The 25,191-nt window shown below is 71.0% G+C and carries 16 protein-coding genes; 10 read left to right on the forward strand and 6 right to left on the reverse strand.

The window, feature by feature from the left end:
* Positions 1-45: 45 nt before the first annotated feature.
* Both ABZV93_RS01035 and ABZV93_RS01040 read right to left on the reverse strand, forming a co-directional pair.
* Complete coding sequence (locus ABZV93_RS01035) at positions 46-3,996, reverse strand: ABC transporter transmembrane domain-containing protein (RefSeq protein ID WP_354928297.1); 3,951 nt, start codon at positions 3,994-3,996, stop codon at positions 46-48.
* Positions 3,993-4,535, reverse strand: a complete 543-nt coding sequence (locus ABZV93_RS01040; RefSeq protein WP_354928300.1) for a MarR family transcriptional regulator — start codon at positions 4,533-4,535, stop codon at positions 3,993-3,995. The genes ABZV93_RS01035 and ABZV93_RS01040 overlap by 4 nt, the downstream gene beginning before the upstream one ends.
* 194 nt (positions 4,536-4,729) lie before the next feature.
* Between ABZV93_RS01040 and ABZV93_RS01045 the strand changes: the two genes are divergently transcribed.
* The 3 genes from ABZV93_RS01045 to ABZV93_RS01055 all read left to right on the forward strand — a co-directional run bounded on the left by ABZV93_RS01045 (position 4,730) and on the right by ABZV93_RS01055 (position 6,965).
* Positions 4,730-5,209 (forward strand): nitroreductase family deazaflavin-dependent oxidoreductase, encoded by a 480-nt coding sequence (locus ABZV93_RS01045; RefSeq protein ID WP_354928303.1) that lies wholly within the window; start codon positions 4,730-4,732, stop codon positions 5,207-5,209.
* 176 nt (positions 5,210-5,385) lie between these two features.
* Positions 5,386-5,946, forward strand: a complete 561-nt coding sequence (locus ABZV93_RS01050) for a GNAT family N-acetyltransferase (protein WP_354928306.1) — start codon at positions 5,386-5,388, stop codon at positions 5,944-5,946.
* Positions 5,947-5,966: 20 nt separating this feature from the next.
* Positions 5,967-6,965, forward strand: a complete 999-nt coding sequence (locus tag ABZV93_RS01055) for a phosphotransferase (RefSeq protein WP_354928309.1) — start codon at positions 5,967-5,969, stop codon at positions 6,963-6,965.
* 108 nt (positions 6,966-7,073) lie between these two features.
* Here the strand turns inward: ABZV93_RS01055 and ABZV93_RS01060 are convergent, their stop codons facing one another.
* Entirely contained in the window at positions 7,074-8,270 is a 1,197-nt protein-coding gene (locus ABZV93_RS01060; RefSeq protein WP_354928312.1) for a cytochrome P450, read from the reverse strand.
* 122 nt (positions 8,271-8,392) lie between these two features.
* On the opposite strand from ABZV93_RS01060, the gene ABZV93_RS01065 reads away from it, so the two are divergent.
* Positions 8,393-9,478 (forward strand): helix-turn-helix domain-containing protein, encoded by a 1,086-nt coding sequence (locus ABZV93_RS01065; RefSeq protein WP_354928315.1) that lies wholly within the window; start codon positions 8,393-8,395, stop codon positions 9,476-9,478.
* 16 nt (positions 9,479-9,494) lie between these two features.
* Here the strand turns inward: ABZV93_RS01065 and ABZV93_RS01070 are convergent, their stop codons facing one another.
* Complete coding sequence (locus ABZV93_RS01070) at positions 9,495-16,064, reverse strand: glycoside hydrolase domain-containing protein (RefSeq protein ID WP_354928318.1); 6,570 nt, start codon at positions 16,062-16,064, stop codon at positions 9,495-9,497.
* A gap of 329 nt (positions 16,065-16,393) precedes the next feature.
* Between ABZV93_RS01070 and ABZV93_RS01075 the strand changes: the two genes are divergently transcribed.
* Positions 16,394-16,786, forward strand: coding sequence for a PPOX class F420-dependent oxidoreductase (locus ABZV93_RS01075; RefSeq protein WP_354928321.1), 393 nt, complete (start codon positions 16,394-16,396; stop codon positions 16,784-16,786).
* 81 nt (positions 16,787-16,867) lie between these two features.
* On the opposite strand, the gene ABZV93_RS01080 is transcribed toward ABZV93_RS01075, so the two are convergent.
* The gene (locus ABZV93_RS01080; protein WP_354928324.1) at positions 16,868-17,842 is read right to left on the reverse strand and encodes an aldo/keto reductase; all 975 of its coding nucleotides are present in this window, start codon (positions 17,840-17,842) and stop codon (positions 16,868-16,870) included.
* Between the two features lie 312 nt (positions 17,843-18,154).
* On the opposite strand from ABZV93_RS01080, the gene ABZV93_RS01085 reads away from it, so the two are divergent.
* Positions 18,155-19,504: an MFS transporter gene (locus ABZV93_RS01085; RefSeq protein WP_354928327.1), complete on the forward strand. Its 1,350-nt coding sequence runs from the start codon at positions 18,155-18,157 to the stop codon at positions 19,502-19,504.
* A 196-nt stretch (positions 19,505-19,700) separates the two neighbouring features.
* On the opposite strand, the gene ABZV93_RS01090 is transcribed toward ABZV93_RS01085, so the two are convergent.
* A complete protein-coding gene (locus tag ABZV93_RS01090) occupies positions 19,701-20,528 on the reverse strand; it encodes an LLM class flavin-dependent oxidoreductase (RefSeq protein ID WP_354928330.1) in 828 nt (275 codons plus the stop codon).
* A 92-nt stretch (positions 20,529-20,620) separates the two neighbouring features.
* On the opposite strand from ABZV93_RS01090, the gene rhmD reads away from it, so the two are divergent.
* The 4 genes from rhmD to ABZV93_RS01110 all read left to right on the forward strand — a co-directional run bounded on the left by rhmD (position 20,621) and on the right by ABZV93_RS01110 (position 25,164).
* Entirely contained in the window at positions 20,621-21,844 is a 1,224-nt protein-coding gene (gene rhmD / locus ABZV93_RS01095) for an L-rhamnonate dehydratase (RefSeq protein WP_354928333.1), read from the forward strand.
* Positions 21,841-22,896, forward strand: a complete 1,056-nt coding sequence (locus ABZV93_RS01100; protein WP_354928336.1) for a Gfo/Idh/MocA family oxidoreductase — start codon at positions 21,841-21,843, stop codon at positions 22,894-22,896. Before rhmD ends, ABZV93_RS01100 begins: the two co-directional genes overlap by 4 nt.
* Before the next feature lie 152 nt (positions 22,897-23,048).
* Positions 23,049-23,660, forward strand: a complete 612-nt coding sequence (locus ABZV93_RS01105; protein ID WP_354928339.1) for a DUF402 domain-containing protein — start codon at positions 23,049-23,051, stop codon at positions 23,658-23,660.
* 58 nt (positions 23,661-23,718) lie between these two features.
* A complete protein-coding gene (locus tag ABZV93_RS01110; protein WP_354928342.1) occupies positions 23,719-25,164 on the forward strand; it encodes an FG-GAP-like repeat-containing protein in 1,446 nt (481 codons plus the stop codon).
* Positions 25,165-25,191: the final 27 nt, after the last annotated feature.

A 25,191-nucleotide genomic window follows, 5' to 3' on the forward strand; every position in this document is an offset into this window, starting at 1 on the left:
GTGAGCGGGCCGCCGGACGGGCGGCGGACGACCCGCTCATGGACCTCAGGCGGAGACGACTCCCGAGCTGGGGGCGTGTGCTGGTTCGGCGCCGGAGTAGACCCGCCACAGCTGCGCGTACCGGCCACCGGCGGCCACCAGGTCCCGGTGCGTGCCGTCCTCCACCACCTGACCGTGGTCGACCACGACGATCCGGTCGGCGCGTTCGGCGGTGGTGAGCCGGTGTGCGATGAGCAGCGTGGTCCGCTGCCGGGTCAGCGTCTCCGTCGCCTGGATCACCAGCGCCTCGGTGCCGGGGTCGAGCGCCGCGGTCGCCTCGTCCAGCAACAGGATGTCGGGGTCGACGAGGTACGCCCGGGCCAGCGCGAGCAGCTGCCGCTGCCCGGCGGACAGGTTGCGCCCGCGTTCGCCCACCGTGTGGAGGTAGCCGTCCCGCATCCGCGCGACCGCCTGGTGCGCACCCACCGCTCGCGCGGCCGCCTCGACCTCGGCGTCGGTCGCTTCCGGCCGCCCGTACGCGATCGCGTCGCGGACCGTGCCGGGGAAGAGGAACGCCTCCTGGGGCACGTAACCGAGCCGGTGGCGGTAGCCGTCGAGGTCGAGCTCGCGCACGTCGGTGCCGTCCACCCGGACGGCACCGCCGGTCGGGTCGTAGAACCGCGCTACCAGCTTCACCAGCGTGGTCTTCCCGGCGCCGGTCTCGCCGACGAGCGCGACCGTCTCGCCCGCGCGCACCCGAAGGTCGATGCCGGACAGGGCGTCGCCCGCGGCGTTCTGGTAGTGGAACCGCACGTCGTCGAAGACGATCTCGCCGGTGAGCCGGCCGACCTCCTTCGGGTGCTCGGCCTGCGGTGTCGTGGTGGGGGTGCGCAGCAGTTCACCGATGCGGCGCAGGCCGACGCGGGCCTGCTGGTAGCCGTCGAAGACCTGGGAGAGCTGCTGTACGGGGGAGAAGAACAGGTCGAGGTAGAGCAGGTAGGCGATCAGCGCACCGGCGGTGAGGCTGCCGTTGTGCACCAGCCCGGCACCCACACCGAGGACGACCGACGCCGCGGCCAGGTTGAGGAACTGCACGAACGGGAAGTACGTGCCGATGTAGCGCTGGGCCCGCAACCTGCTGATCCGGTAGGCGTCGCTCTTCTCCTCGAACCGGTTGGCGTTGTGCTCCTCCCGGCCGAACGCCTGAGCCACCCGCATCCCGGCGACGTTCTCCTGCAAGCTGGTGTTGACAACGCTGATCCGCTCTCGTGCCTCCTGGTATGCGATCGAGGACTTGGCCCGGAAGATCAGCGTGGCCACGATCAGCACCGGCATCAACGAGAGGACCGCGAGGGCGAGCTCCCAGTTGATCCACACCAGCGCGACCAGGACGCCCACGAACTGCAGGATCGCCACCACCGCGGTCAGCAGTGAGGTCTGCAGGAACGACGAGAGTGCGTCGATGTCGGTGGTCATCCGGGTCATGATCCGGCCACCCATCTCGCGTTCGTAGTAGTCGAGCCCGAGCCGCTGCAGATGGGCGAACAGCTTGACCCGCAGCGAGTACAGCACGCGTTCGCCGGTACGGCCGGCCACCCTGGTCTGGGCCATGTTGATCAGCCAGTCGGTGATCACGATGCCGAGCGCGGCCGCCGCGGCCACCAGGACGACCGAGACCGCCTGCCGCTGCACGCCCGCGTCCACTCCGTGCCGGATCAGCAGTGGCAGGCACAGCGAGGCGATCGCGTCGGCCGCCACCAGCACCAGCGCCAGCAGCAGCGGCCGACTGAACGGCCGGAGCGTGCGCGGCAGGGTGAAGCCAGGATCGGGCTTCTGCGCGTCCTCCATGCTGACCCCGGGGACGTCGCGGACCGGCGGCAGCTTCGCCACCTGGGCCAGCACTTCCGGGGTCGGCGGCATGCTGGCCAGCCAGCCGCCGCCCACGCCGCCACCGCCACCGCGACCTCCGCCGCCACCGAACCCGCCGCCGAGACCGGTGGCCTGCTGCACCCGGGTCAGGTGGCTGGGCGTGTCGTCGCCGCGGCGTACCCACAGGGCGGGGGTGATCCCGTCGACCTGGGTGTCAACCGCGGCTTGCTCATCCTCGACCTCGGTTTCGCCGGCCTCGATACCCTCGGCATCCTCACCGGGTCCGGACAGCAGCAGGCGGTAGAGCGCGCACCTGCTGGTCAGTTCCTCGTCGGTGCCGACGTCGACGACGCGTCCCTCGTCGAGCACGGCGATCCGGTCGGCCAACTGCAGCGTCGAACGCCGGTGGGCGATGATGATCGTGGTCCGCCCGGCCATCACCTGGCGCAGGGTGGCGTGGATCTCCGCCTCGGTCTGGGAGTCGACCGCCGACGTCGCGTCGTCGAGCACCAGCAGGGTCGGGTCGCTGAGCAGCGCGCGGGCCAGCGCGACTCGCTGCCGCTGCCCGCCGGACAGCGTGAGCCCGCGTTCGCCGACCACGGTGTCGTAGCTGTCGGGCAGCGCCTCGATGAAGTCGGTGGCCTCCGCGGCGCGGGCGGCGGCGCGCACCTGTTCGTCGGTGGCGTCCGGACGACCGTAGGCGATGTTGGAACGCACGGTGTCGGAGAACAGGAAGCTGTCCTCGAACACCAGGCCGATCCGGGCCCGCAGCGAGCTGAGGGTGAGGTCGCGGACGTCGTGCCCGTCGACCAGGACCGAGCCCCGCTGTACGTCGTAGAAGCGCGGAAGCAGTTGCGAGATCGTCGACTTGCCCGATCCTGCCGTACCCACCAGCGCCACCGTCTCACCGGCGTTCACCCGCAGAGAAAGGCCCGACAGCACCGGGTCGGAGGCGAAGTAGCCGAACGACACGTCGCGCAGCTCGACCGCGCCGGGACCCACCGGGAGCTCGATCGCGTCCGGCTTCTCGGTGATCACCGGCCGGGAGTCGATCACCTCGAACACCCGGATGACGCTCGCCCGGGCCTGCTGGCTCATGACCAGGAAGTTGGACAGCATCCGCACCGGCGCGACGAGCTGGCTCAGGTAGCTGGAGAACGCCAGGAAGGTGCCGAGGGTGATGTTGCCGCGTACGGCGAGATAACCGCCGAGGGCGAGGATGCCGACCTGGCCCAGCAGCGGGACCGCCTGCAGCGTGGGCCCGTAGCGGCTGGTCAGCCGGATCGCCCGCAGCCGGGAGCCGAACAGGTTGCGCGCCTGGCGTTCGAGCCGGCCGAGCTCGCGGCGTTCCTGGCCGAAGCCCTTCACGACCCGGACGCCGGTGACCGTGGAGTCGACGATGCCGGCGACCTCCGCCGCCTGCTGCTGGGCGTCCCACGTGGCCGGGAACAACCGGCTGCGGCTGTGGTAGCCGATCAGCAACAGCGCCGGCGCCACCGCGAGCGCGACCAGCGTCAGCAGCGGCGACAGCCACACCATGATGGACAGCGAGATGACGAACAGCAGGATGTTGCCCAGCATCATCGGCAGCATCTGCAGCAGGCCCTGCACCATCATGATGTCGCTGATCGACCGGCTGACCACCTGCCCGGTGTGCAGCTCGTCCTGGCGGGCGCCGTCCAGCTTCGACAGCGCGCGGAAGAGGTCGCCGCGGATGGTGTGCTGGACGTCGAGCGCGAGCCGGCCACCCAGGTAGCGGCGTACGAAACCCGCGCCGAACGTCGTCAGGCCCAGCACGAGCATGACGCCGATCCACGGCAGCATCGGCGCACTCCGGGCGATGATCACGTTGTCGACGATCTGGCGCTGGACGAGTGGGACGAACGCGCTCGCGGCCATGGCCACGATCGCCCCGCCGAAGCTGGCGAAGACCAGCGGCCTGGACCGCCAGCAGTAGCGGGCGAGCCGGCGTACCCACCGGTCGGCGGAGGATTCGCCGGGAGCTCCGGGTGTGCCCGGGCGGCCGGGCTTGCCGGACTGGTCAGGGTGTGCGGGCTGGTCAGGGTGTGCGGGCTGGCTGTTGCCGGCGGACGGGCGCCGGCCCGGCTGCGGGGAGCCGTTGGACGAGGTTGTCGTGGCGGCGGTCATCTGGTGGTGGGCACCTCGGCTTCCGGCGACGGTGAGGTCTGGAGGTCTGTTGCTTCCTTCGGGGCGCGGGCCTGCGCGGCGGCTGGGTCCTTCGCGGTGCGGGCCTTCGCGGCGGGGGAGTGCCGGGCCCAGCGCGCGTCCATCGCGTCGTCGACCTCGGCGAGCTGGCTGAGCAGGGCGTCCGGGGCGGAGATCTCCGCCAGCAGCGGGCGCAACCGGTCGCCGTAGGCGGCCTCGGCCTGGGCGAGCGCTTCCCGTCCCTGGTCGGTGAGGGCGAGGCGGACGACGCGCCGGTCACCGGGTTCGCCCCGCCGGGTGAGCAGTCCGGCGGCGACGAGCCCGTCCACGACGACGGTGATCGCGGGTTTGCTGGTGGCGAGCCGGGTGGCGATGTGGGTGGAGCGTTCGGTCCCCCGGGAGACCAGCTCCAGGATCCGGAACTGCGCGAGGCTCAGCCCGGCGTCGGCCCGCTCCAGCAACCGCGCCAATCGGACGATCGCGCGCACGGCACGCTCGACCGAAGGTTCGTCATCTTTCACAGTTAAGGAGGCTAACCGTTAGGGCGGCGAATGTCCCACGGCCCCGGCCTGTTCCGGCCAGCGCGGGACGTCCCTCCCTGCGCACGTCGCCTGGCAATCCCACGTTTCCCGGACACCTCGGACACGCGGGCGTGCTAATTTGGGCGAGTGACCAAATCAGCGGAACGGCTCCTCGCACGAGAGGAGGAGACGTCATGAAGGTCCTCGACGCCCCGCAGCCGCCGAGCGGACTCCGCCGGCTCTTCTTCCGGTCGCCCATCCACCTCTACCGGGCACACCTCGGCTGGTTGCTGGGCGGCCGGTTCATGCTGCTCACCCACACCGGCCGGGTGTCGGGCCGCCCGCGCCGGGTGGTGATCGAGGCGATCGACCACGACCCGCGCGACGGGAGTTACGTCGGGCCGTCGGGGTACGGGCGGCGCTCGGACTGGTACCGCAACATCCTCGCCAACCCCGACGTGACCGTTCAGGTCGGCCGGGGCGCACAGGCGATGACCGCGACTCCGCTGCCGCCGTCGGAGGGCGGGGAGCTGATGGCTCGTTACGCCGTACGGTATCCGCGGCTCGCGCCCAGGCTGGCCAGGTTCATGGGCTTCGAGGTGGACGGCAGCCAGGACGACTACCGCGCCGTCGGCGAGCGAATCTCCTTCGTCCGCTTCACCCCTTCTCGCTAGGGCGCGTTTCGGCGTAGGGCGCCGGTGAAACGAGTGGCTCATCCGCGTGCGGCTGGCAAGGCGGAGGAGGAGTCGCGTAGCGGTGTTCTACGCGCGACGATGACAACGCAGCCAGGCGTGATGCGGGGAGTGACGAGTCAGGCGGTCTACGTCGAGACGTGGCCTATCATCTCCGGGTGGCTGAGGGACCTGAACTGATGACCGAGCGGCTGTTGCTGCGCCGCTGGCGAGAAAGTGACCGCGCTCCGTTCGCGGCGATGAACGCCGACCCCGCGGTGATGGAGCACTTCGTCAATCCCCTGACCAGGGCCGACAGCGACGTCTTCGTCGACCGGATGGAAGCCGGCTTCGAGCGGGACGGATTCGGGCTGTGGGCGCTGGAGGTCCGCGAGACCGGCGACTTCATCGGGTTCACCGGGCTGTCCCCGGTCGGCTTCGACGCGCCGTTCGTGCCGGCGGTGGAGATCGGCTGGCGGCTTGCCCACCACGCCTGGGGGCGCGGGTACGCACCCGAGGCCGCCAGGGCGGCGCTCGGGTTCGCGTTCGAGAAGGCCGGCCTGACCGAGGTGGTGTCGTTCACCGCACCGGTCAACGAGCGTTCGCAATCGGTGATGCGCAAGATCGGCATGCACCGCGACCCGGACGGTGACTTCGACCATCCGCGGGTCCCGGAGGGACACCCGATCCGGCGGCACGTGCTGTGGAGGATCGGAGTGGACGACTGGCGCAGGGCGTGAGTGCCGATGCCGTCACGCACGTGACGGCAGGGCAGGTCGCCGAGGCGTTCGACCTGGGTACGCCGACCGGGGAGCTGGTGCTGGTCCAGCACACGGTGTCCCGGACCTGGCGGATGACCACGAGCGCCGGCCGCTTCCTGGTCAAGGAACTCTGGCCCGACGAGGATCCGCCGTGGGCCGACGAGCTTGTCCGGACGAGGGAGTTGGAGGAACGCGCCGCGGCCGCCGGCATCCGCACGCCTCGGCCGGTGCCGCCGCCGACGCAGGCGTACGGCTGGACGTCGCGGGTCGCCGGCCGCGGCGCGTACCGCGTCACCGAGTGGGTCGAGCACCGCAAGGTCAGCGCGGCCGACGACCTGACCGACTGGCTGGGACGCACGCTCGCCGTCCTGCACAGCCTCGAGCTCTACGCCGGGGACGCCGGTGACCTGGAACCCTTCTACTACGTGCATCCGGCCGGCCGATGGCACGAGTGGGCCGCGCGGGCACGGCGTCAGGGCCGCCCGTGGGCAACGACGTTCGACGAGCGGCTGGATGGTTACCTACACCAGACCGAACGCCTGCGGACGACGTACTCCGCCATCGGCGACCACGTACTCACCCACCGGGACATCGTTCCTTTCAACGTCCTGATGACACCCACCGGTCCGGTCCTCACCGACTGGGATGTGATCGGGCCGGACAGCGCGAGCCTGGAGACCGGGTTCGCCGCGGTGACGTTCGCGTTCCGGGACCCTCGCTCCGTGCGGCACACGCTCGCGTCCTACGCCGCGCACGGCGGCACGCTTGTCGGCGCACTGGGGGAGAACCTCTTCGCCCACAAGCTCGGCAGCGAGCTCGGCCTGCTCGCGGTACTGGTCGACACCGTTGTCACCGGCACTTCGCTGACCGGATGGATGACGCGGTACGCCGACGCGGACGAGGGCGTCGTGCAGTCGATGGAGGAGGTGGCGGCGGCCGAGCATCGGCTTCGCCGGCTGGCCGCGGACCTCGGCGTCGGAGCCCGTCTCGGGTCTTGAGTGCTCAGCGCCGCGAGTGCTCAGGGCCGGAGGGGCTCGCGTCGCAGCGACACCCGGCGGTGGGCGATGTGGCGTCCACACCGACCTCGACGGGCAGGCCAGGCCGAGTCAGAGGGAGACGGGCAGGGCGGTGAGGCGCCAGGTTCCCGGGTCCGGTGCGCGCCGGGCGCCCCCGTCCGCGAGCGCGAGCGCGGGAAACCGCCGCAGCAGCCCGGTGAGCGCCGCCTCGGTCTGGACCCGTGCCAGCGCCGCGCCGAGGCAGAAGTGCGGCCCGTGGGCGTACCCCAGGTGGCCCGGCCGGCCGGCCGGGCGGCGCAGGTCGAGCCGGTCGGGCTCGGTGAAGACGCGGGGGTCGCGGTTGGCGGCGGCGAGGGCGACGGTGACGGGTTCTCCCTTGGCGACAGGGACACCGGCGATGTCGGCGTCCTCGCAGGCGTAGCGCGGAAGGGTCAGCAGTTGGGGGCCGCACCACCGGGTCAGCTCCTCGACGGCGCCGGGCATCACGCTCTCGTCGGCGCGCAGTGCGGCCAGTTCGCCGGGGTGGGCGAGCAGGGTCTCCACGGCGTTGGCGACCAGGTTCGCCGGGGTCTGCCCGGCCAGGACGAGGTGCCAGACGAGGGTGACCAGCTCGGTCTCGCTGAGGTTGTCCTGGTCGTCGGCGTGGACGCCGATCAGTTCCGACAGCAGGTCCGCGCCGGGCTCACGGTTGCGCCGGGCGACCGCGGCCGCCGCGTCGTCCATGATCGCCGGGATGGCCCGCGCGAACGCGGGGCCGTGGCCGGCGGCGACGGCGGCGCCGTAGGTCCGCCACGTGCTTCGGTCCTCCGCCGGTATGCCGACGAGTTCGCAGATCACCTCGATCGGCAGCGGCCGGGCGAAGTGGTCCAGCAGATCCACCGCGTCTCCGCCGGCCCGTAGGGCCTGGTCGGCGAGGTCGTCGAGCAAGGTGTCGACGATGCGCTCGACGCGCGGCCGGAACTCCGCGGCGCGCCGCGCGGTGAACGACGGTGAGACGAGCCGGCGCAGGCGGGTGTGCTCGGGTCCGTCCATCTCCTGCATGGTCCGCATGTACTTCCGGCAGTGCTCGGGGACGTCCGGGCGCAGGTAGGTGTGCGCGTTGAGCTCGAACCGCGGGTCGGTCAGCATCGCCTTCGCGTGTTCGTACCTCATGACGGTCCACATCGCGCCGAAGCCGGCGGTCACCAGCCGCGCGAGCGGGCCGGCCTCGCGTGCCTGCCCGTACGCCGTGAAGGGGTCCCGCACGACGGCGGGCTCGGACAGGTCGATCTCGGGGATGGCGCTCACGCGTGCTCCCTACTCCAGATGGTCAGATCAGATGGTGACGACATTTGAACGGCGACAGTAGCCTACGCTGGCAGTCACGGCAACGCCGGCAGTCACGGCAACGAAGGGCACGAAGGGGCGCGATGGTCCGGCGCAACAGGGCGGAGATGCAGGAACACAACCGGGGCAGGGTGCTCGCCGCGGCCCGGGAGGAGTTCACCGAACGCGGCTTCCGGGACGCCAAGATCGACCAGATCGCCGAACGCGCCGAGCTGACCCGCGGTGCGATCTACTCGAACTTCCCGAGCAAGCGGGCTCTCTACTTCGCCGTACTGGCACAAGACGTGGAGCGGGCACCGGAGCAGGAGTATCCACCGACCGCCACGACCGCGGGGGCGGCGCTGGGCGACTTCGCGCGGGCCTGGATGGCCCGGCTCCCACTGGCCACCGAGGACCAGCGCAGCGCGAGCCGGCTGGGCCGGGACCTGATACCCGAGATCGTGTCCGACGAACGGGTCAGCCGGCCGTACTCGCAGTTGACGAGTCTCAGCGCCATCCTGCTCGGACTGTGCCTGGAACGGTTCCCGTCCTCGCGGCCGGCCGCCGCGCGCATGGTGCAGGTGGCCGAGCTCGCCCTCACGACCCTGCACGGCGCCGGTCAGCTCGCCGCCGCCGCGCCGGGGTTCGGGGAGCCCTTCGCCGTCGTCCGCGCCTGCGAGCAGCTCGCCGAGCTCGACCTCGACGACACGTGGCGGCCGGCCCACCTGCCACACGTCTCACCGGCCCGTCCCGTCGACCGGCCCTGGACGCCGCCGGCCATGACCGACGCACTGCGCGAGGAGCCGGCCGTGCTGGAACCGGCCGTGCTGGAACAGGACGGTGTCGTCGCGGTCCTCGGACTCCATCGGCTGGCCGCAGTCGAGGAAGCCCTGCGCGCGGCTCCGCCGGAGAGCGCGGTGACGGTGGCCCTGGTCACCGGCAACCCCGGTGAGCTCGGCCCGCTCGCCCGGCTGGTCGTCGCCGACCTGCGCGCCGGCCTGCGAGCCGCCGTCCCGCCGTCCGTCTGGCCGAGGCTCCGGCTCGTGCACGACGAGTCGGGGACACTCGCCGCGGCCGCCGGAGTGTCCGCCGTCAGCGACGCCACCGAGACCGCCGTCCGCATCCGGGAGGGCCGGATCGTCGCCCGCGCGGACGGCTACGGCGCCTGCCACGCCGCCGCCTCGGTGTAGTCCTCTTTCCGGGCACTCAGGTGGGGATCACCTTGGCAGTGGGGGAGGAGGCCGGTCCGGTGCCGAGGAGGTTCGTGGCCGCGACGGTGAAGGTGTACGCCGCACCGGCCGACAACCCGCGCACGCTCAGCTCGGTGACGTCGGCGGCCACGGTCCTCGGGGCCAGCGCGGTGCCGTCGAGGTAGGGCGTCACGACGTAGCCGGTCAGTGGTGCGCCGCCGTCGAAGCGCGGTGGGCTCCACGTCACCGTGGCACTGCCCACGCCCGCAGCCGCCGACACCCGCGTGGGCGCCTCCGGCGGTGAGGGCAGGGCGTACACCTCGAACTCCGCCAGGCCCACGTTGGGACCGCTGCCGCCCTCCACCTCGAAACGTACCCACCGGAACGTCTTCCGGTCGAAGGTCACCGTCGCGGCCGCACCGTCCACCGGCACGTCGTGCACCACCACGGCGCTCCCGTCGTCGAAGGTCAGCGTCCCGCCGTGTACGTCGTCGATGCCGGCCCGGTCGTGCAGGACGATGCGGTCGGCGGTGACCGGCTCGTCCCAGCTCAGCCGCACCCACGGGTTCTGTTCGCCGGCAGAAGCCCAGTCGCCGGCGTCGGGGCTGCCGACCACGCCGTCGCGCACCTTGTCCGGACCGTAGTTGTCGTTGTAGGAGGAGGATGCCGTCGCGGTCACTCCCGGCCAGCGGGCGGCGTTCGAGCGCAACAACCCGACGTCGAGGGCCAGCCGGATCCGCTTCGTCGCCCGTACGCCCGACCCGTCGGAGGCGGTCGCCGACACGAGCACCTCACCGTCGTGGTCCCGGACCGTCAGCACACCGTCGTCGTCGATCGCCGCCAGGTCGGTGGGCGCACCGTCCGGCTGGGTGACGGTCCAGGTCGCCTTGTGCAGCGAGCGTTCCGGGCTGAACGAGGCGGTGAGCCGGGTCGAGGAGTAGGGCTCGGCGACGACCTCCGGGCCACCGATCTCGATGCGCCGTACGGGCAGGCAGCGACCGAGTCCCTGGCTGTCAAGGGCGGCTTGCATCGCGTCGGCGATCAGCGCATGGCCGGCGTCGTTCGGATGTACGCCGTCGGCCGCGATGTGCCGCGCCGGCGACCACGCGCCGCGCACGTCCTCCGCCCGAGCGTTCGGGAACTCACCGGCGACGTCAAGAACAGCTTGCGCGTACTCGTCGGCGACCTGCTGGCTGCCCTTGTCGTAGGGCGCGTACTGCTCCCAGGCGGTGGGAGCGATCCCGGGGTCGGCGACCAGCACCACCGGGACCGGCCGCCCGGTCTCCGCGGTGCGCACGTGGGACACGATCGTGCGCAGGTGGCTGCGGTACTCGCTCAGCCGCTGCGGGTCGGGACCGTACAGCCGGACGTCGTTGATGCCGGTCTCCACCACGACCACGTCGGTAGGTTGAAAGGCCGGCGCCGCTGCCAGGATCTCCTCCTCGGTCTGGGCGGACAGGCTGCCGGAAACGGCGCGGTTGGTGAGCGGCCGGCAGGTGTGGGCGGCCACCGTCGCGGCCCAGGACCGGTCCGGCCGGGACGCACCGAGACCGGCGACGTAGGAGTGGCCGAACGTCAGCAGCCGGCCGGTCGTCTCCCGGGCCGTCGTCTTCCGGGCCGTCGTCTTCCGGCCGGTCGGATCCGTGCTCACCGACACGACGGACGTGCCGGGCCGCGCGCCCACCAGGCCTGTGGCGGTGCCCTTGACGCCTGTTCCGGCGGCAGGGATCACCACCGGGTCGGTGTGCGCGGACGCGGGCCCGGCGCCGACGACGTTGGTGGCCGCGACCGTGAACTCGTACGCCTGACCGGCTGCCAGCCCGGGCACGCGTGCGCTCTCCACTCCGGCCTCTACTTGCACCGGTCCCAGCGCGGTGCCGTCTCGGTAGGGCGTGACGACGTAGCCCGTCAGTGGTGTGCCTCCGTCGAACGTGGGCGGCACCCACGACACCGTGGCCGCACCCTCCGTGCCCACGGTGCCCACGGTGCCCGCGGCCGGAGCGGCGCTCACGTCGAGCGGGACGGTCGGCGTGGACGGCCGGGCGGACACCTCGACCTCGGCCAGTCCCACGTTCGGGCCGGTCCCGGCCTCGACCTGGAAACGTACCCAGGTGAACGTCCGCGCCGCGAAATCCACCGCCAGCGGCTTCCCGTCCCCGGGGAGACCGCGGACCGGCACGGTGCTCCCGTCGCTGAAGCTCAGCGTGCCGCCGTTCGCGTCGTCGACCCCGGGCCGGTCGTACACCGTGATCCGGTCGGCAAGCACAGGTTGCGCCCACTGCAGTTGCACCCACGGGTTCTGTTCACCCGCGGAGGCCCACTCGCCGGCGCCCGCCCCGAACCCGTCGTGCACCCGGCCGGGTCCGTAGTTCGCGTCGTACCGCGACGATGCGGTCGCGGTGACACCCGGCCAGCGGGCGGCATTGCTGCGTGCGAGGTCCGGGTCGAGCGCGATGGTCACGGTGGCGGTGTCACTGACGTGGCCCGCGTCGACCGCCGTGGCCCGGACGAGCACGTCGCCGTCGCGGTGGTTGACGGTGAGCACGCCGGCGTCGGTGATGGTCGCCTTGTCGGTGGCCGATCCGTCCGGTTCGGTGACGGTCCAGGTGGCCTCCTTGCGGGTGGTGTCGGCCGGGGTGAAGGTCGCGGCGAACCGCACCGAGCCGTACGGCTGCGCCACCGTGGGCGGACCGGTGATCCCGATGCCGGTCGCGAGGACCGGCTCACCGCGTTCGGGGCCGGTGCCGAGCAGGTTGCGGGCCGCCACGGTGAAGTCGTAGGACCGCGGGTTGGCCAGTCCGGTCACCACCGCGTGGTCGGCGGTCTCGGGTACGTCGACCGTTCCGGTGACCTGCCCGTCGCGGTAGGCGCGGACGACGTAGCCGGTGATCGGTGCACCGCCGTCGAAGGCCGGCGGCCGCCAGGAGACGGTCGCCTGCGACCCTTCGCGCTCGGCCGACACGTCCCGGGGCGCGTCAGGCGCGGACGGTACGGCGTACACCTCGATCTCGGACATGCCCGGGTTGAGGCCGGTGCCTCCCTGCACGTGGAAACGCACCCAGGTGAACGTCTTCTGGCCGAACGTCACCGTCTTCGGCCCGCCACCCACCGGCAGGCCCGACACCGGGATGCTGCTGCCGTCGCTGAAGGTCAGCGTGCCGGCGTTGGCGTTGTCGTCACCGGGTCGGTCGTAGAGCACGATCCGGTCCGCGCGGACCGGCCTTTCCCAGTCCAGTTGCACCCACGGGTCGCGCTCGCCGCGCGAGGCCCAGTCGCCGCCGTCCTTGGAGCCGATCACCCCGTCGCGCACCTTGTCGGCCCGGTAGCCGTCGCTGTACTCCGACGACGCGGTCGCACTCACGCCCGGCCAGCGGGCCGCGTTGCCACGTAGCAGCCCGACGTCCAGGTCGAGCGTCACCTTCCTCGTCGCGCGGACGGTGGGTCCGCTGTCCGCGTTCGTCGCCGTCACGAGCACCTGGCCGTCGCGGCGGTTGACGGTGAGCTGGCCGTCCTGGTCGATCTCGGCCTTGTCCGTGGGCGAGCCGTCCAGGTCGGTCACCTTCCAGTGCGCGCGTTGCCAGGTGGTGTCCGCGGGGGTGAGCACCGCGTCGTAGCGGACCTTGCCGTAGGGCTCGCGGATCGTGGCCGGACCCTCGATCGCGATGCCGGTCGCGTACGTCGGCCGCTTTCCCTGCGACGCCGACTCCGACGGCGGCAGCTTGCCCGTTCCCCACCGCTTGTCGGGGGTCGCTCCGAGCCACAGCTCCAGCGTGCCGCCGTCGGCGAGTTGGCTGTGCCGGAACCACGACGAGGTGAGCAGCCGGTTGTCCAGTTTCGCCTGCTGGATGTAGGGGTGGTCGGCGCTGTTGCCGTGGGTGAGGATCCGGAACTGCTTTCCCTTGTAGTACTTCTGGTTCAGCGTGATGGTGATCTCGTCAAAGACCGGTGAGGTGATGTCGTACACCGGGTCGGCGTGCCCGCCACCGGTCACCTCGAACAACCCCATCGCCATCAGGGCGCTGAGCGCACCCATCTGACCCTGGTCCTCGTCGTGGTGGCCGTACCCGTCGTTGGTGGAGGTCGAGCCGTACGTACGATCCTTGACCTGCCGCACCCAGTACTGCGTCAACCACGGCTTGCCGACGTAGTTGAACAGGTGCGCGACCTGCAGGCCCGGCTGGTTGCCGTAGCTCACGTAACCCTGCCCGTACACGCCGATGAAGTTCGTGGGACGGGCACGCTCGAACGCGTAGTTGAGCCGGTCCGCGTACGCGGTCTCCCCGCCCATCAGGTTGGCCAGCCCCATGACGTCGTGGGAGGTGAACCAGGTGGCCTGCCAGGAGTTCGCCTCCACGAAGTCGCTCGGGCTCAGTGGGTCGAAGTCGGCGAGGAAGCTGCCGTCGGCGTTCCTCGGCCGGATGAACCCGGTGGAGGGGTCGAACAGGTTGCGCCAGTTGCGGGAACGGTCCATCAGGTAGGTCGAGGCGTCAGTGTCGTCCCACGCCTCGAGGTCGTTCAGGCCGACGCTCGCACCGGCCGACGGGCCCGAGCCGCCGGTGGCCTCGAACCGGACCCACGAGACCTTGCGGCCACCGACGTCCACCCGGAGCGGCTCGCCGTCGTCCGGCACGTCGGCGACGTCGACCGAACTGCCGTCGCTGAACGTCAGCCTGCCCGCGTTCACGTTGACGTCCGGGTCCGCACGGTCGCTCAGCACGATCGTGCGCAGCGTCCGGGGCTGGTCCCAGCGCAGCTCGACCCACGGGTGCTGCTCACCGGCCGAGGCCCACTCGACGTTCTGCCCGTTCTTTCCCCCGGATCGGATCGGGCGGCCGTCCACGGCGCGGCCGGCCGCGTAGTCGGTGTCGGAGGCCTGCGAGGACGCGCGCACCTTCGCGTACTGCGCGACGTTCACGCCCTTCTCGCCCAGCTCGCGGGCGAACTGCGCCAACGTCCAGTCCTGGAAGGCGTACTCCAGCGTCTGACCGGCCCCGCCGTTGAGCCCCGCACCGGACCGGTAGGGCACGTAGCCGCGGTCGAGGTAGCTGCGGATGCCGCCGGCACCGCTCCAACCGGAGTACTCCAGTGCACCCTTGTCGAACAGGCCGCCCACGGACTGCGCGTCCATCATCGCGCGGTAGGCGAGCTGGGGGTCGAAGTCGCGGATCCCCTTGTTCCACGCGCCGACGATGAACGACGTGACGGGTGAGCCGGTCATGATCAGCGAGTCGTTGCCGGCCACAGGACCGCGGGGGAGCAGCCCACCGTCCTGGTACATCCGCAACTGCGACTTGACGAAGCTGCTGTAGATCTCCGGATAGGCCAGGCCGAGGACGGAGTTGAGGTTCCACTGGGTGAGCCAGAGCGCGTCGTAGTTGTACATCGCGAACTGCGGCCGGCCGTCGGCGTCCAGCGGGATCTGCCGGACGGTGTCGTGGTTCCAGGTGTCGTCCATGTACCTGCCGTCGACGTCGCTGACGACGCTTCGCCCGCACAGCACGTGAAACAGGTCGGTGTAGAACTTCACCTGCTGCTGGTGGGTCCCGCCGCGTACGTCGATCCGGCCCAGCATGTCGTTCCAGTGCCGCTGGGAGGCGTTCCGCACCTGGTCGAACGACCAGCCGGGCAGCTCCGACCGCAGGTTCTTCCGCGCGCCGTCGGTGCCGGTGAGCGACAGCGCGACCTTCAGCTGCACGACGTCTCCCGCGGCGAGCTGGTTGTAGCGGACGTACACGCCCATGTCGTCGCCGGCGAGCTCCTCCAGCGGCGCGCCGCCACGCGCCAGGCTGCCGTCGGCCCACCCCCGCATGGAGTCGAACGCCCGGTCGAAGGCGACCACGAAGTACAGCCGGGTGTCGTGCTCGGCGTAGGCGCCGCCGTGCTGGTCGACGTAGCCCTCGATCTCGTGGTCGTTCACCTTCGTCACGTGGGCGCCGGTCATCACCGCCTCGCCCAGCAGACCGCCGAGGTTGACGATGATCTCGCTCTGCCCGGCCCGGCCGAACGTGTAGCGGTGCATGCCCACCCGGTCGGTGACGGTGAGCTCGGCGTCCACGTCGTACCGGTCCAGATGCACCTTGTGGTAGCCGGGTTCGGCGACCTCGGTGGCGTCGTGTTCCACGTGCGACTGCCAGCCGGTGTCACCGTCGGTCTTCGGCACGCTCGCTCCGGACGTCGGCATCACCTGGACGCCGGAGAACTGCCAGTCGTGGATGTGGCTGAAGCCCTTGATCTCGTGCTCGGTGGTCCGGTAGCCGGTGCCGCCGCTGCTGTTCGTGCTGGTGTCCGGGCGCAGCTTCACGAAGCCGAAGGGGTTGCTCGCGGACTGGAAGAAGAAGTAGCGGGCGATGTCGGCCTCGACCCACGGGTCGACCAGGCTCACGTAGTCGCGCTGTCCCGGCGCGGTGCGGGCGGCCGCCGGCTTCGTGGCGGGGAGCGGGCTGGCCGCGGCGTGGGCGAGCGGCATCCGCGCGGCTGCGGTGCTGACGGCAGCCGTCCCGCAGACGAGGGCCAGCACGGTGCAGACGGCGAGCAGGTGCCGGCGCAGCGGGGTTCGGACGGAGGTCGATACGGGCGAGCGCGGCATGGCGGGCTCTCTTCGGTGTCGGCCGAGGATGCGGACAGGCATGTCCTGGGCGGCGCCGAAGGTGCGGCGCGCCGGCCCGGACCAGGCGGAGCACGTGGCGACGATGCGGGGTACGCGGTGCGCACGATATGCGCCGCGCTGGTCGCTGAACGTACAGGAGTGATCGCCGAACGCGTAGAGCCGATGATCATGTCGACCGGGACCGGTCGCGAGTTGTGTGCTCGCGACGACACGCCGAGGGACGCGGGCCGGTGGAATGCGTACCGCCCGGGTGGTTGGCTCCAGAAGTACGCCCCTGACGTGGGGTGCCCCCGACCGAAGGAGTTGCCGTGCCGAAACCGCCCGTCCCCGCCGACGTCGAAGAGATGCTGAAGAGGCCCAACCCCGCCGTGATGGCCACGGTGCGCCCGGACGGTGGGCCGGTGTCGGTGGCCACCTGGTACCTCTGGGACAACGGCCGGGTGCTGCTCAACCTGGACGCGACCCGCAAGCGCCTGGAGCACCTGCGTGCCGACCCGCGGGTCTCGCTGACGGTGCTGGACGGCGACTCGTGGTACCGCCACGTGAGCCTGCAGGGCACGGTGACGCTGGAACCGGACCCGGACATGGCCGGCATCGACCGGCTGTCCAGGCACTACACGGGCAACCCGTACCCCAACCGCGACCACCCTCGGGTGAACGCCTGGATGGACGTCGAGCAGTACCACGCCTGGGGCTTCTGACAGTCTCGGAGGCCAGAACTCAGCAAGCAGAACGCCCGGCGGTCGGTTGACCGCCGGGCGTTCGTGCGTACGTGAGAAAGCTCAGCGCAGGGACAGCGACTTCAGCGCGGTGTCGATCTCGGCCATCTGCTCAGCGGACAGTGGACCGTGCTGGAGCGCGCCGGCGTTGTCCTGAGCCTGGGCCACCGTGCGGATGCCGGGAATCGGCACGAACGCCTCGCTGCGGGCGAGCAGCCAGCCGAGCGCGCCCTGGGCGAGGGTACGGCCACCGGAGGTGAGCACGTCGCGGATGTGCTCCAGCGCGTCCAGCGTGCGCCCCTCCTTGCCGGCGAAGTCGAACCGCCGGCGTACGTCGTCGTCGGCGAACTTCGTGTCCCGGTTGAACTTCCCGGTCAGCGCGCCCATCGCCAGCGGCCCGCGGTTGATGCCGGCGAGGTTCTCCGACTCGATCAGCTTCACCATCTCGGGGTTGTCGTCGATGACGTTCGCGTGCAGCTGGATCGCGGCGCAGTGCTCGCTGCGAGCGAAGACCGCCGCCCGCTGCGGGTCGTCGGTGCTCCAGCCGAACGACCGGATCTTGCCGAGCTGGACCAGCTCCTCCAAAGTCGCCACGACGTCCTCGGCCTGCTCGAGGTCGTAGTCGCCGATGTGGAACTGGTAGAGGTCGATCACGTCGGTGTCGAGCCGCGCCAGGCTCTCGTCGCACTGCGCGCGGATCGAGGAGGGGGAGGCGTCCCGTCCGATGGCCTGCTGGGCGCCCTCGTCGATCAGGTTGCCGAACTTCGTGGCGATCACCACCCGGTCCCGCTTGCCGGCCAGCGCCCGGGCCAGGACGCGCTCGCTGTGGCCCGCGCCATAGACGTTCGCGGTGTCGAAGAAGGTCACCCCGGCGTCCAGGGCGGCCTCGATCGCGGCCACCGACTCGTTGTCGTCGACCTTCCCCCAGCCGATCGGGTTGCCGTCGCGGAACGCCGGGCCTCCGATCGCCCAGCAGCCGAAGCCGATCGGGCTCACGGAGATGCCGGAGCGGCCGAGGGTACGTGCGGGGATCGTCATGTCGTCTCCATCAGTGCGGTGTATCGAGGGTTCATCGTCGGTCCGTCGAGGGTTCGTCGTCGGTTCGTTGCCTGCCTATCAGGTCATTACCAGAACCAGTACCTGCTCGAACCCGCGACGGCGTCCGTTCCCGGTCGTGGCGCCCGTGCCCCGCTCCGGGCGAGGGCTGACCGGCACCGGTCGCTGTCCTGATCGGGCCCGACGAACCTGCGCTCAGGGCTCGCGCGGCTTGGTCAGTCCGGCGCTAGCCTCGCCTACGCCCGGGGTGGGAGTCCGAAGCCCGACGTACCTCGACCAACCCGAGGAGTCGCAGTGGAACCACGACAGGCGCGCGGTGAGCACGAGCACCAGCACCACGAGCAGGCGGACGACGCCGTCAGCCGCCAGCAGTGGACGTGGTCGATTCTGGCCGGCATGGCGTCCTACCTGGACGCCGGCTCGATCGTCGCCCTCGGTGCCGGACTCGCGTTGTTCCAAAGTTATCTGCACCTGAGCAGTGGTGCGGTGGGAGCGCTGGCCGCGATCGGTCCGAACGCCATCGGCTGTGCGATCGGCGCGTTCGTCGGTGGCCGGCTCGGCGACAAGCTCGGCCGCAAACGCATCTACAAGTACGACCTGCTGGTGTACGCGCTCGGTATCCTGTGCATCGCGCTGGCGTTCAACGCGCCGATGCTGTTCGTCGGAACCCTGGTGGTCGGCATCGCCGTGGGCGCCGACGTGCCCACCTCGCTCGCCCTGGTGGCTGAGTTCTCCCCGGCGAAGGCGCGCGGCAAGCTGCTCGGCTTCACCCAGGTCGCGTGGGGAGCCGGTCCGCTGATCGTGCTGATCCTCGCGTACCTGCTTGCGCCGCTGGACCTGCTGGGCATCCGGATCGTCTTCCTGCACCTGTTCGTCGTCGCCCTGGTCACCTGGGCACTGCGCCGGCGGCTCACCGAGTCCCCGCGCTGGCAGTCGGCCTCCGAGGCCGGCAAGGACAGCAAGGACAGCAAGGCCGGCAAGTCCGGCGGGCAGGTGCCGCCGCACCACCGGGTGCGGGCGTTGTTCAGCGGCGCCAACCTGCGGGCGCTGCTGTGGACGGCGACCATCTACGTGTTCTGGAACCTCGCCGCGGGCACGGGCGGGATCTTCACGCCGTACATCATCAAGACGTTGCACGCGGGCAGCCAGGCGGCCAGCGTCGCGTTGTCCGCGGTGGGGTTCGCGATCGGGATGATCGCCACGCCGTTGCTGTTCATGAAGTACGCCGACCACTCCCACGAGGTGCGGCGGATCATGTGGGGCGTCGGCGGTGTCATGCAGGTGGTGGCGTACGGCGCCTACCTGGTGTTCCCGTTCACCGTGCCGGTGATCATCCTCAACATCGTGTTGTTCGCCGTGGGTGGCGCGCTGGCCGGCGAGGCGTTCTACAAGGTGTTCAGCCAGGAGCTGTTCCCGACCATGTTGCGGGGTACGGCGCAGGGCTTCACCTTCGGCGTCGCGCGTACCTGCCTGGGCGTGTGGAGCCTGTTCGTCCCCGCGCTCGCGAGTGCGGGGATCCGTCCGGTCGCGGCGTTGCTGGCGCTGTTCTTGTTGATCAGTGCCGCCGTGGGGTACTTCTTCATGCCCAACACGTCCGGGAAGTCCCTGGAGCAGATCGAGTCCGAGCGCTCTCCCGTGTCCTGACAGCAGCCGCCCGTCCGGTCTGCGGCTGCCCGGCGCTACGGCCCGGCGTCAAGGCGACCTTGCGGTGCCGCCAGGGCTGCGTTTTTTACAGTCGCCGCGCCGGGCCGGCGGTCGATGATTGGGCGCATGACGTTCGGCCACGTGTGGATGCTCCACCAGGACGCACCCGACTTCGCCGGCTGACCGTCGGCTCCGCTCACGCCCGCGGTGGTCCCGCCATGATCGCGTCCTCGACCCTGGCGGGGTCGCCGGGCGCCAGCCAGTGGCCCCACCAGGTCGCGCCGGCATCGGCGAGGGCGGCGATCCCGTCCGGATCGTCGATGCCACTGACCTTCACGTCGAACCCGTCGAGGTGTCCGCGCTCCCCGGCGACGAACTCCAGCAGCTCGCGGACGTCGGCGGGCGTGAGCGGTCCGTCACTCGCCTGCGGCGGACCCTTGTAGGCGCAGCAGCCGTCCCACCGGGCGATCCGGCGGCGAACGCCAGGAGCCAGCAGGTCGCCACCGATCCAGATCGGGATGCGCGGCCGCTGGACCGGAACGGCGGCATATCGCAGCCCGTCGACCCGGTAGTGCGAGCCGTCGTGGTGAACAGGCCGTCCGGTCCACAACCCGGCGACGATCGCCAACCCCTCGTCGACGCGCTCGGCTCGTTCGCGCGGGTGCGCCGGCTCACCGACCGCTGCGAAGCCGGGTTCGTTTCCGTCGCCGCCACCGACTCCGAGGATCAGCCGGCCGGCCGACAGCACGTCCAGCGACACCGCTTCACTGGCGAGCTTCCAGGGCCTGCGCCGGGGGAGTGGCGTGACGGTCGTGCCGAGCCGGATCCGGCTGGTGGCCATCGCCATCGCGGCCAGGCAGACCCACGGATCGTAGGTCGGCACGTCCGCCTGCCCCTGGTAGACGAGGTAGTCCTCCAGAAAGAACGCGTCCCAGCCGGCTCGCTCGGCCTGTGCGGCCAGCCGGGCCAGTCCGGCCGGGTCGAGTCCGGGCCCGGCCGCTCCTGTCGTCACCGAAAACTGCATGTGGTGAACGTAGCGGCCACGTCGTGCCGCCGCCGGTCCAGCTACGGCCACCTCCCTGGACAGGTGGAGAGCGGCCAACGAACAGTTGCACTGTGACAGCTGACCGCATCGTCGACGTACGTACGTCGTTCGTCCGCGCCGAGAGCGCTGAGAAGTCTCCCGTTCGCCAGGACGGTGGTGACCGGGAGCCGGTCCGGCGCGACCACTGGCTGGGCGGCAAGGTCGCCAACCCGATGACGAAGTACGCCGAGTTCCGGGACAACCGCGACGCGGGCATCGGTGCCGCCGACGGGGGCACTGTCGTGGTGGAGGTCGAGTCGGAGTCCGGCGCGGTCGGTGTCTCCACGACGGCCGGACTCGCGACGGCGGCGGTCATCTCCCAGCACCTTGCCCGGCTGGTGATCGGTGAACGCGCGAGCGCACACACGCGCACGTGGGACCGGATGTTCTCCAGCACCCTGCGGTACGGTCGGAAAGGCCTTGTGCTGCACGCGATCTCGGCGGTCGACCTGGCGATCTGGGACCTGCACGGCAAGGTCGTCGGCGAGCCCGTGCACGCGTTGCTCGGTGGCCGGATCCGCGATGCGGTCCAGGTCTATGCGACCGGTCCGAGGCCGGAAACCGCGGCCCGGCTGGGGTTCGCGGGCGCCAAGCTCCCGTTGGTGTGGGGCCCGTCGGAGGGTGAGGCAGGGTTCCGGAACAACGTCGCCCTGGCCCGGGAGGCCCGTGATGCTGTGCCGGCCGACTTCCCGTTGATGTACGACTGCTGGATGGCGCTGGACGTCGACTACGCCGTCCGGCTCGCGCACGCTGTCGAGCCGCTGGGCTTCACCTGGATCGAGGAACCGCTGCCACCCGACGACTACGCCGGCCTGCGCCGCATCCGGGACCGGATGCCGCCGACGATGACGTTGAACACCGGCGAACACGAGTACACCGCGAACGGTTTCCGGTTGCTCTGCGAGGCGGGAGTGGACGTCATCCAGCCCGACCTCGGCTGGTGCGGTGGAATGACGGAGGTGCTGCGGATCGCCGCGGTGGCCCGCGTGTACGGCGTACGGGTGATTCCGCACACGTGCGGCATGCCCAACTACCACTTCGTGGTGACCCAGCCTGGCGGTGACCTGGCGGAGTTCCCGGTGCTGTCCGCCGACGGTGAGCAACTGGCACCCCAGCACGCCCCACTGCTGCTCGGTGAGGACGTTCCTGACAAGGGCTGGTTGACGGTGGGCGAGAAGCCCGGCTTCGGGCTGGCGCTCGATCCGGACGTGACGCTTGTGCCGGCCGTGCCCGCCGTGCCCGGAGTGGCGCGATGACGAAGCCGCGCCTGGGAGTGGTCGGCACCGGCTGGTGGGCGACGACAGCGCACCTCCCCGCACTGGCTGCCCATCCCGGTGCCGAGCTGGCGGCGGTCTGCGAGCCGAAATCCGAACGGGCCCGGGAGGTCGCCGCGCGGTTCGGCGTACCTCACGTCTTCGCCGACGTCGCCGACCTGCTCGCCGCCGATGTCGTCGACGGCCTGGTGATCGCCACCCCGCACACCACCCACCACGCGCTCGCGAAGGCCGCGCTGGAAGCCGGCGTGCACGTGCTGGTGGAGAAGCCGCTCACCACCAGCGCGGCCGACGCGTTCGACCTCGTCGACCTCGCGGAGTCGCGTGGGCTGCATCTCACCGTCGGCTACACCTACCACCACACTCCGGCGGCCACGTTCGTGCGCGACGCGGTGCGGGAGGAGATCGGTGATCTCGTCTGCGTCGCCGCGCAGTTCAACTCCGCCACCCAGTCGCTGTTCGGTGGTGGCGACGACCCGGGCGAGGCGGACGTGCCGCACCCAACGACGTACGCCGACCCGGCCAGCTCCGGCGGCGGGCAGGGCCACACCCAGGTGACGCACCTGATGGGCGCGGTCACCTGGACGACGGGCCGCGAGGTCGAGGAGGTGTTCTGTTACCAGGACGCCCGCGGGCTGCCCGTCGACCTGGTGGACGTGATGGCGTTCCGGTTCGCCGGCGGCGGCCTGGGGACCGTCACCTCGACCGGGACCGCCGTGGACGGTCAACCGCCCCGGCACCGCATCCACTACGACGGCACCCGCGGCACGGTGTTCCACGACCTCGCCACCGGCGCGGCCACCCTGGTGCGTTCGGGCGGCCAGCGGGTGGAGTGCCCGGCGCCGAGTGAGGGTCCGGCGTACCCGACGGGTGCACCGGCACGGGCGTTCGCCGAACTGCTCGCCGGACGCGGCACCAACCGCGCACCCGGTGACCTGGCGGCCGCCACCGTGGCGTTCCTGGACGCGGCGTACCGTTCGGCGGCGTCAGGGCGCGCCGAACGCGTGCCACGCCGAGGAGACGCCGCGCACTGATCACGAGCACCGATCACGAGCAACCGTTCACGGGTACGCGTCCTGGACAGCCCTGGGACATGACACCCGCGGACTGGTGCGGCGGTGGGGCGAGGTCTGTCCCCGGTGGATCTGTTCCGCGTGACCCGCGGTCCTCGGTCCATACCTGCGCGATGCCGTACGCCTCCCGCGCCTCGTACGCGTCCTTCACCGCCGGCGACGACCTGCTCCTCGAGTTCCGCAAGTGGCCGGCGGCGCTGCACTACCGGGTGACAGCGGTGTTCCTCGCCGCGGACGGGACCGGTGCCTGGATCGGCGGAAGGAAGGGCCATCCCGTGGACCGCGGGCTGGGGCAGCCCCCGAACGTCGTCTCCGAGGACTGGGTCTCCTTCCTTCCGTACGGACTGGGCTGGGCAGCGCGGTGGTACGCCGGGAGGGCCGAAGCCGGCCGCGCCTCGCGTTACTCCTGCTACGTCGACATCACCACCCCTGCCCAGGTGGACGACGGTGGAGTGGTGCACCTGGTCGACCTGGACCTCGACGTCGTACGTACGTGGGACGGTGCGGTGGAGGTCGTGGACGTGGACGAGTTCGAGGAGCATCGCCTCGTGCTCGGCTACCCGGAGGCCATCGTCAAGGCGGCCTTGCGATCGGCCGCCGAGGTGCGGGAGGCCATGACGTCCGGGAGTCCTCCCTTCGACGGGGAGGCGGCCGGCAGGAGAGTTTCGTCATTCACGGCGTACGACGATTTTCGGCTGCGACACTCGGACGCACGGTTGCCATGACGACCTTGTTGGGGTGGAGTTGCCCAGGATGCGTTCGGTTTCCAGGCGGGTACGGGCAGTGTCAATCGCGGCTTGCCTGTCGGTGGTGGTGCTCGCGGCAGTGGTGATCGCCCCGCCGGCAGCGGGTTCCACGACCACCGCGACACCGGCTGCCACACCCGCCGCCACACCGTCGCCTCGTCCTGCCGCCGTGGCCCGGTCCAACGACTTCGACGGCGACGGCTTCGTCGACCTCGCTCTCGGCTCGCAGGCGACCGTCTCCGGGTTCCCGTTCGCCGGGATGGTTCCCATCGTCTACGGCACTGGCACCACGCTCAACCCGTCCAGGCGGCAGCGCATCGACGAGTCGCTGTCCTGGGTGCCGGGCACACCGCAGCAGGACGAGGGTTTCGGGTCCACGCTCGCCTCGGCCGACTTCAACTTCGACGGGTTCGCCGACCTGGCCGTGTGCGCGCCCACCGAGACGGAGGCCGGATTCGGGGGAGTCGGGGCGCTCTACGTCCTGTTCGGCTCGTCGTCGGGGCTGTCGCGCGCCTCGCGCGTCATCTCCAACTGCGACGAGGTGACGACCGGAAGGTTCAACGGGGACGGCCTCCCCGACCTCGCGGTTCTCGGCGACCAGCCCAAGGTGATGTACGGAAGCGCAACGCTGAGCAATCCCGGTGGCATCGTGCTGAAGAACTTCGGGGCCACCGGCGGAGCCCTGTTCGGGCGCGCCGCGCTCGCGTCCGGTGATCTCAACCACGACGGTTTCTCCGACGTCGCCTACACCGTCTCCCGTACGCGTGGGGTGGTCCTGCAGGTCTACTTCGGCGGCGCCGGCGGCCTCGGCAGCTCGCCGTCGCAGCTGATCGCCACGTCACTGTCCACCGCTGCCTCGATCGGCGACATCAACGGCGACGGCTTCGGCGACCTGGCGGTGGGCAGCCCCACCGAGCCGGTGGGTGCGCATGATCTCGCCGGGCAGGTGCGTGTCTGGTACGGCAGTGCAACCGGCCTCAACGTCAGCCGTGGCGTCACGGTGATCAACCAGGACTCACCCGGAGTGCCGGGCGGCCCCGAGGCGGGTGACTACTTCGGCTACAGCGTCGCGCTCGGCGACGCCACTGGCGACGGCCGGGCCGACCTCGCGATCGGGGTGCCGTTCGAGGACATCGGCACGACGCTCGACGCGGGATTCGCGACCGTGATCCTCGGTGCCGCCGGCGGCCTGAACCTCGCGACGGCCAAGGCCTACCAGCAGGGCACCGGGGGTGTCCCGGGCACCGTGCGTGCGGGCAACGAGTTCGGCTGGGCGATGGTGTTCCGGGACTTCAACCGGGACAACCGCGCGGATCTGGTCATCTCGGCGGTGGGAACTAACGCCAACCAGGGATTGACAATGGTGCTGACCGGGACCCCCTCCGGGGTGGGCGGTCCCGGTGTGTTCCCGGTGCTGACGCCGCAGACGCTGGCGTTCCCGGTGCCGGCACGGGCGTTCTTCGGCGTCTCGATCTCCAGGTAGTGGAGCTCAGCCGGAGGGACGTGTGCC

This window comes from Actinopolymorpha sp. NPDC004070, assembly GCF_040610475.1.
GTDB lineage: Bacteria > Actinomycetota > Actinomycetes > Propionibacteriales > Actinopolymorphaceae > Actinopolymorpha.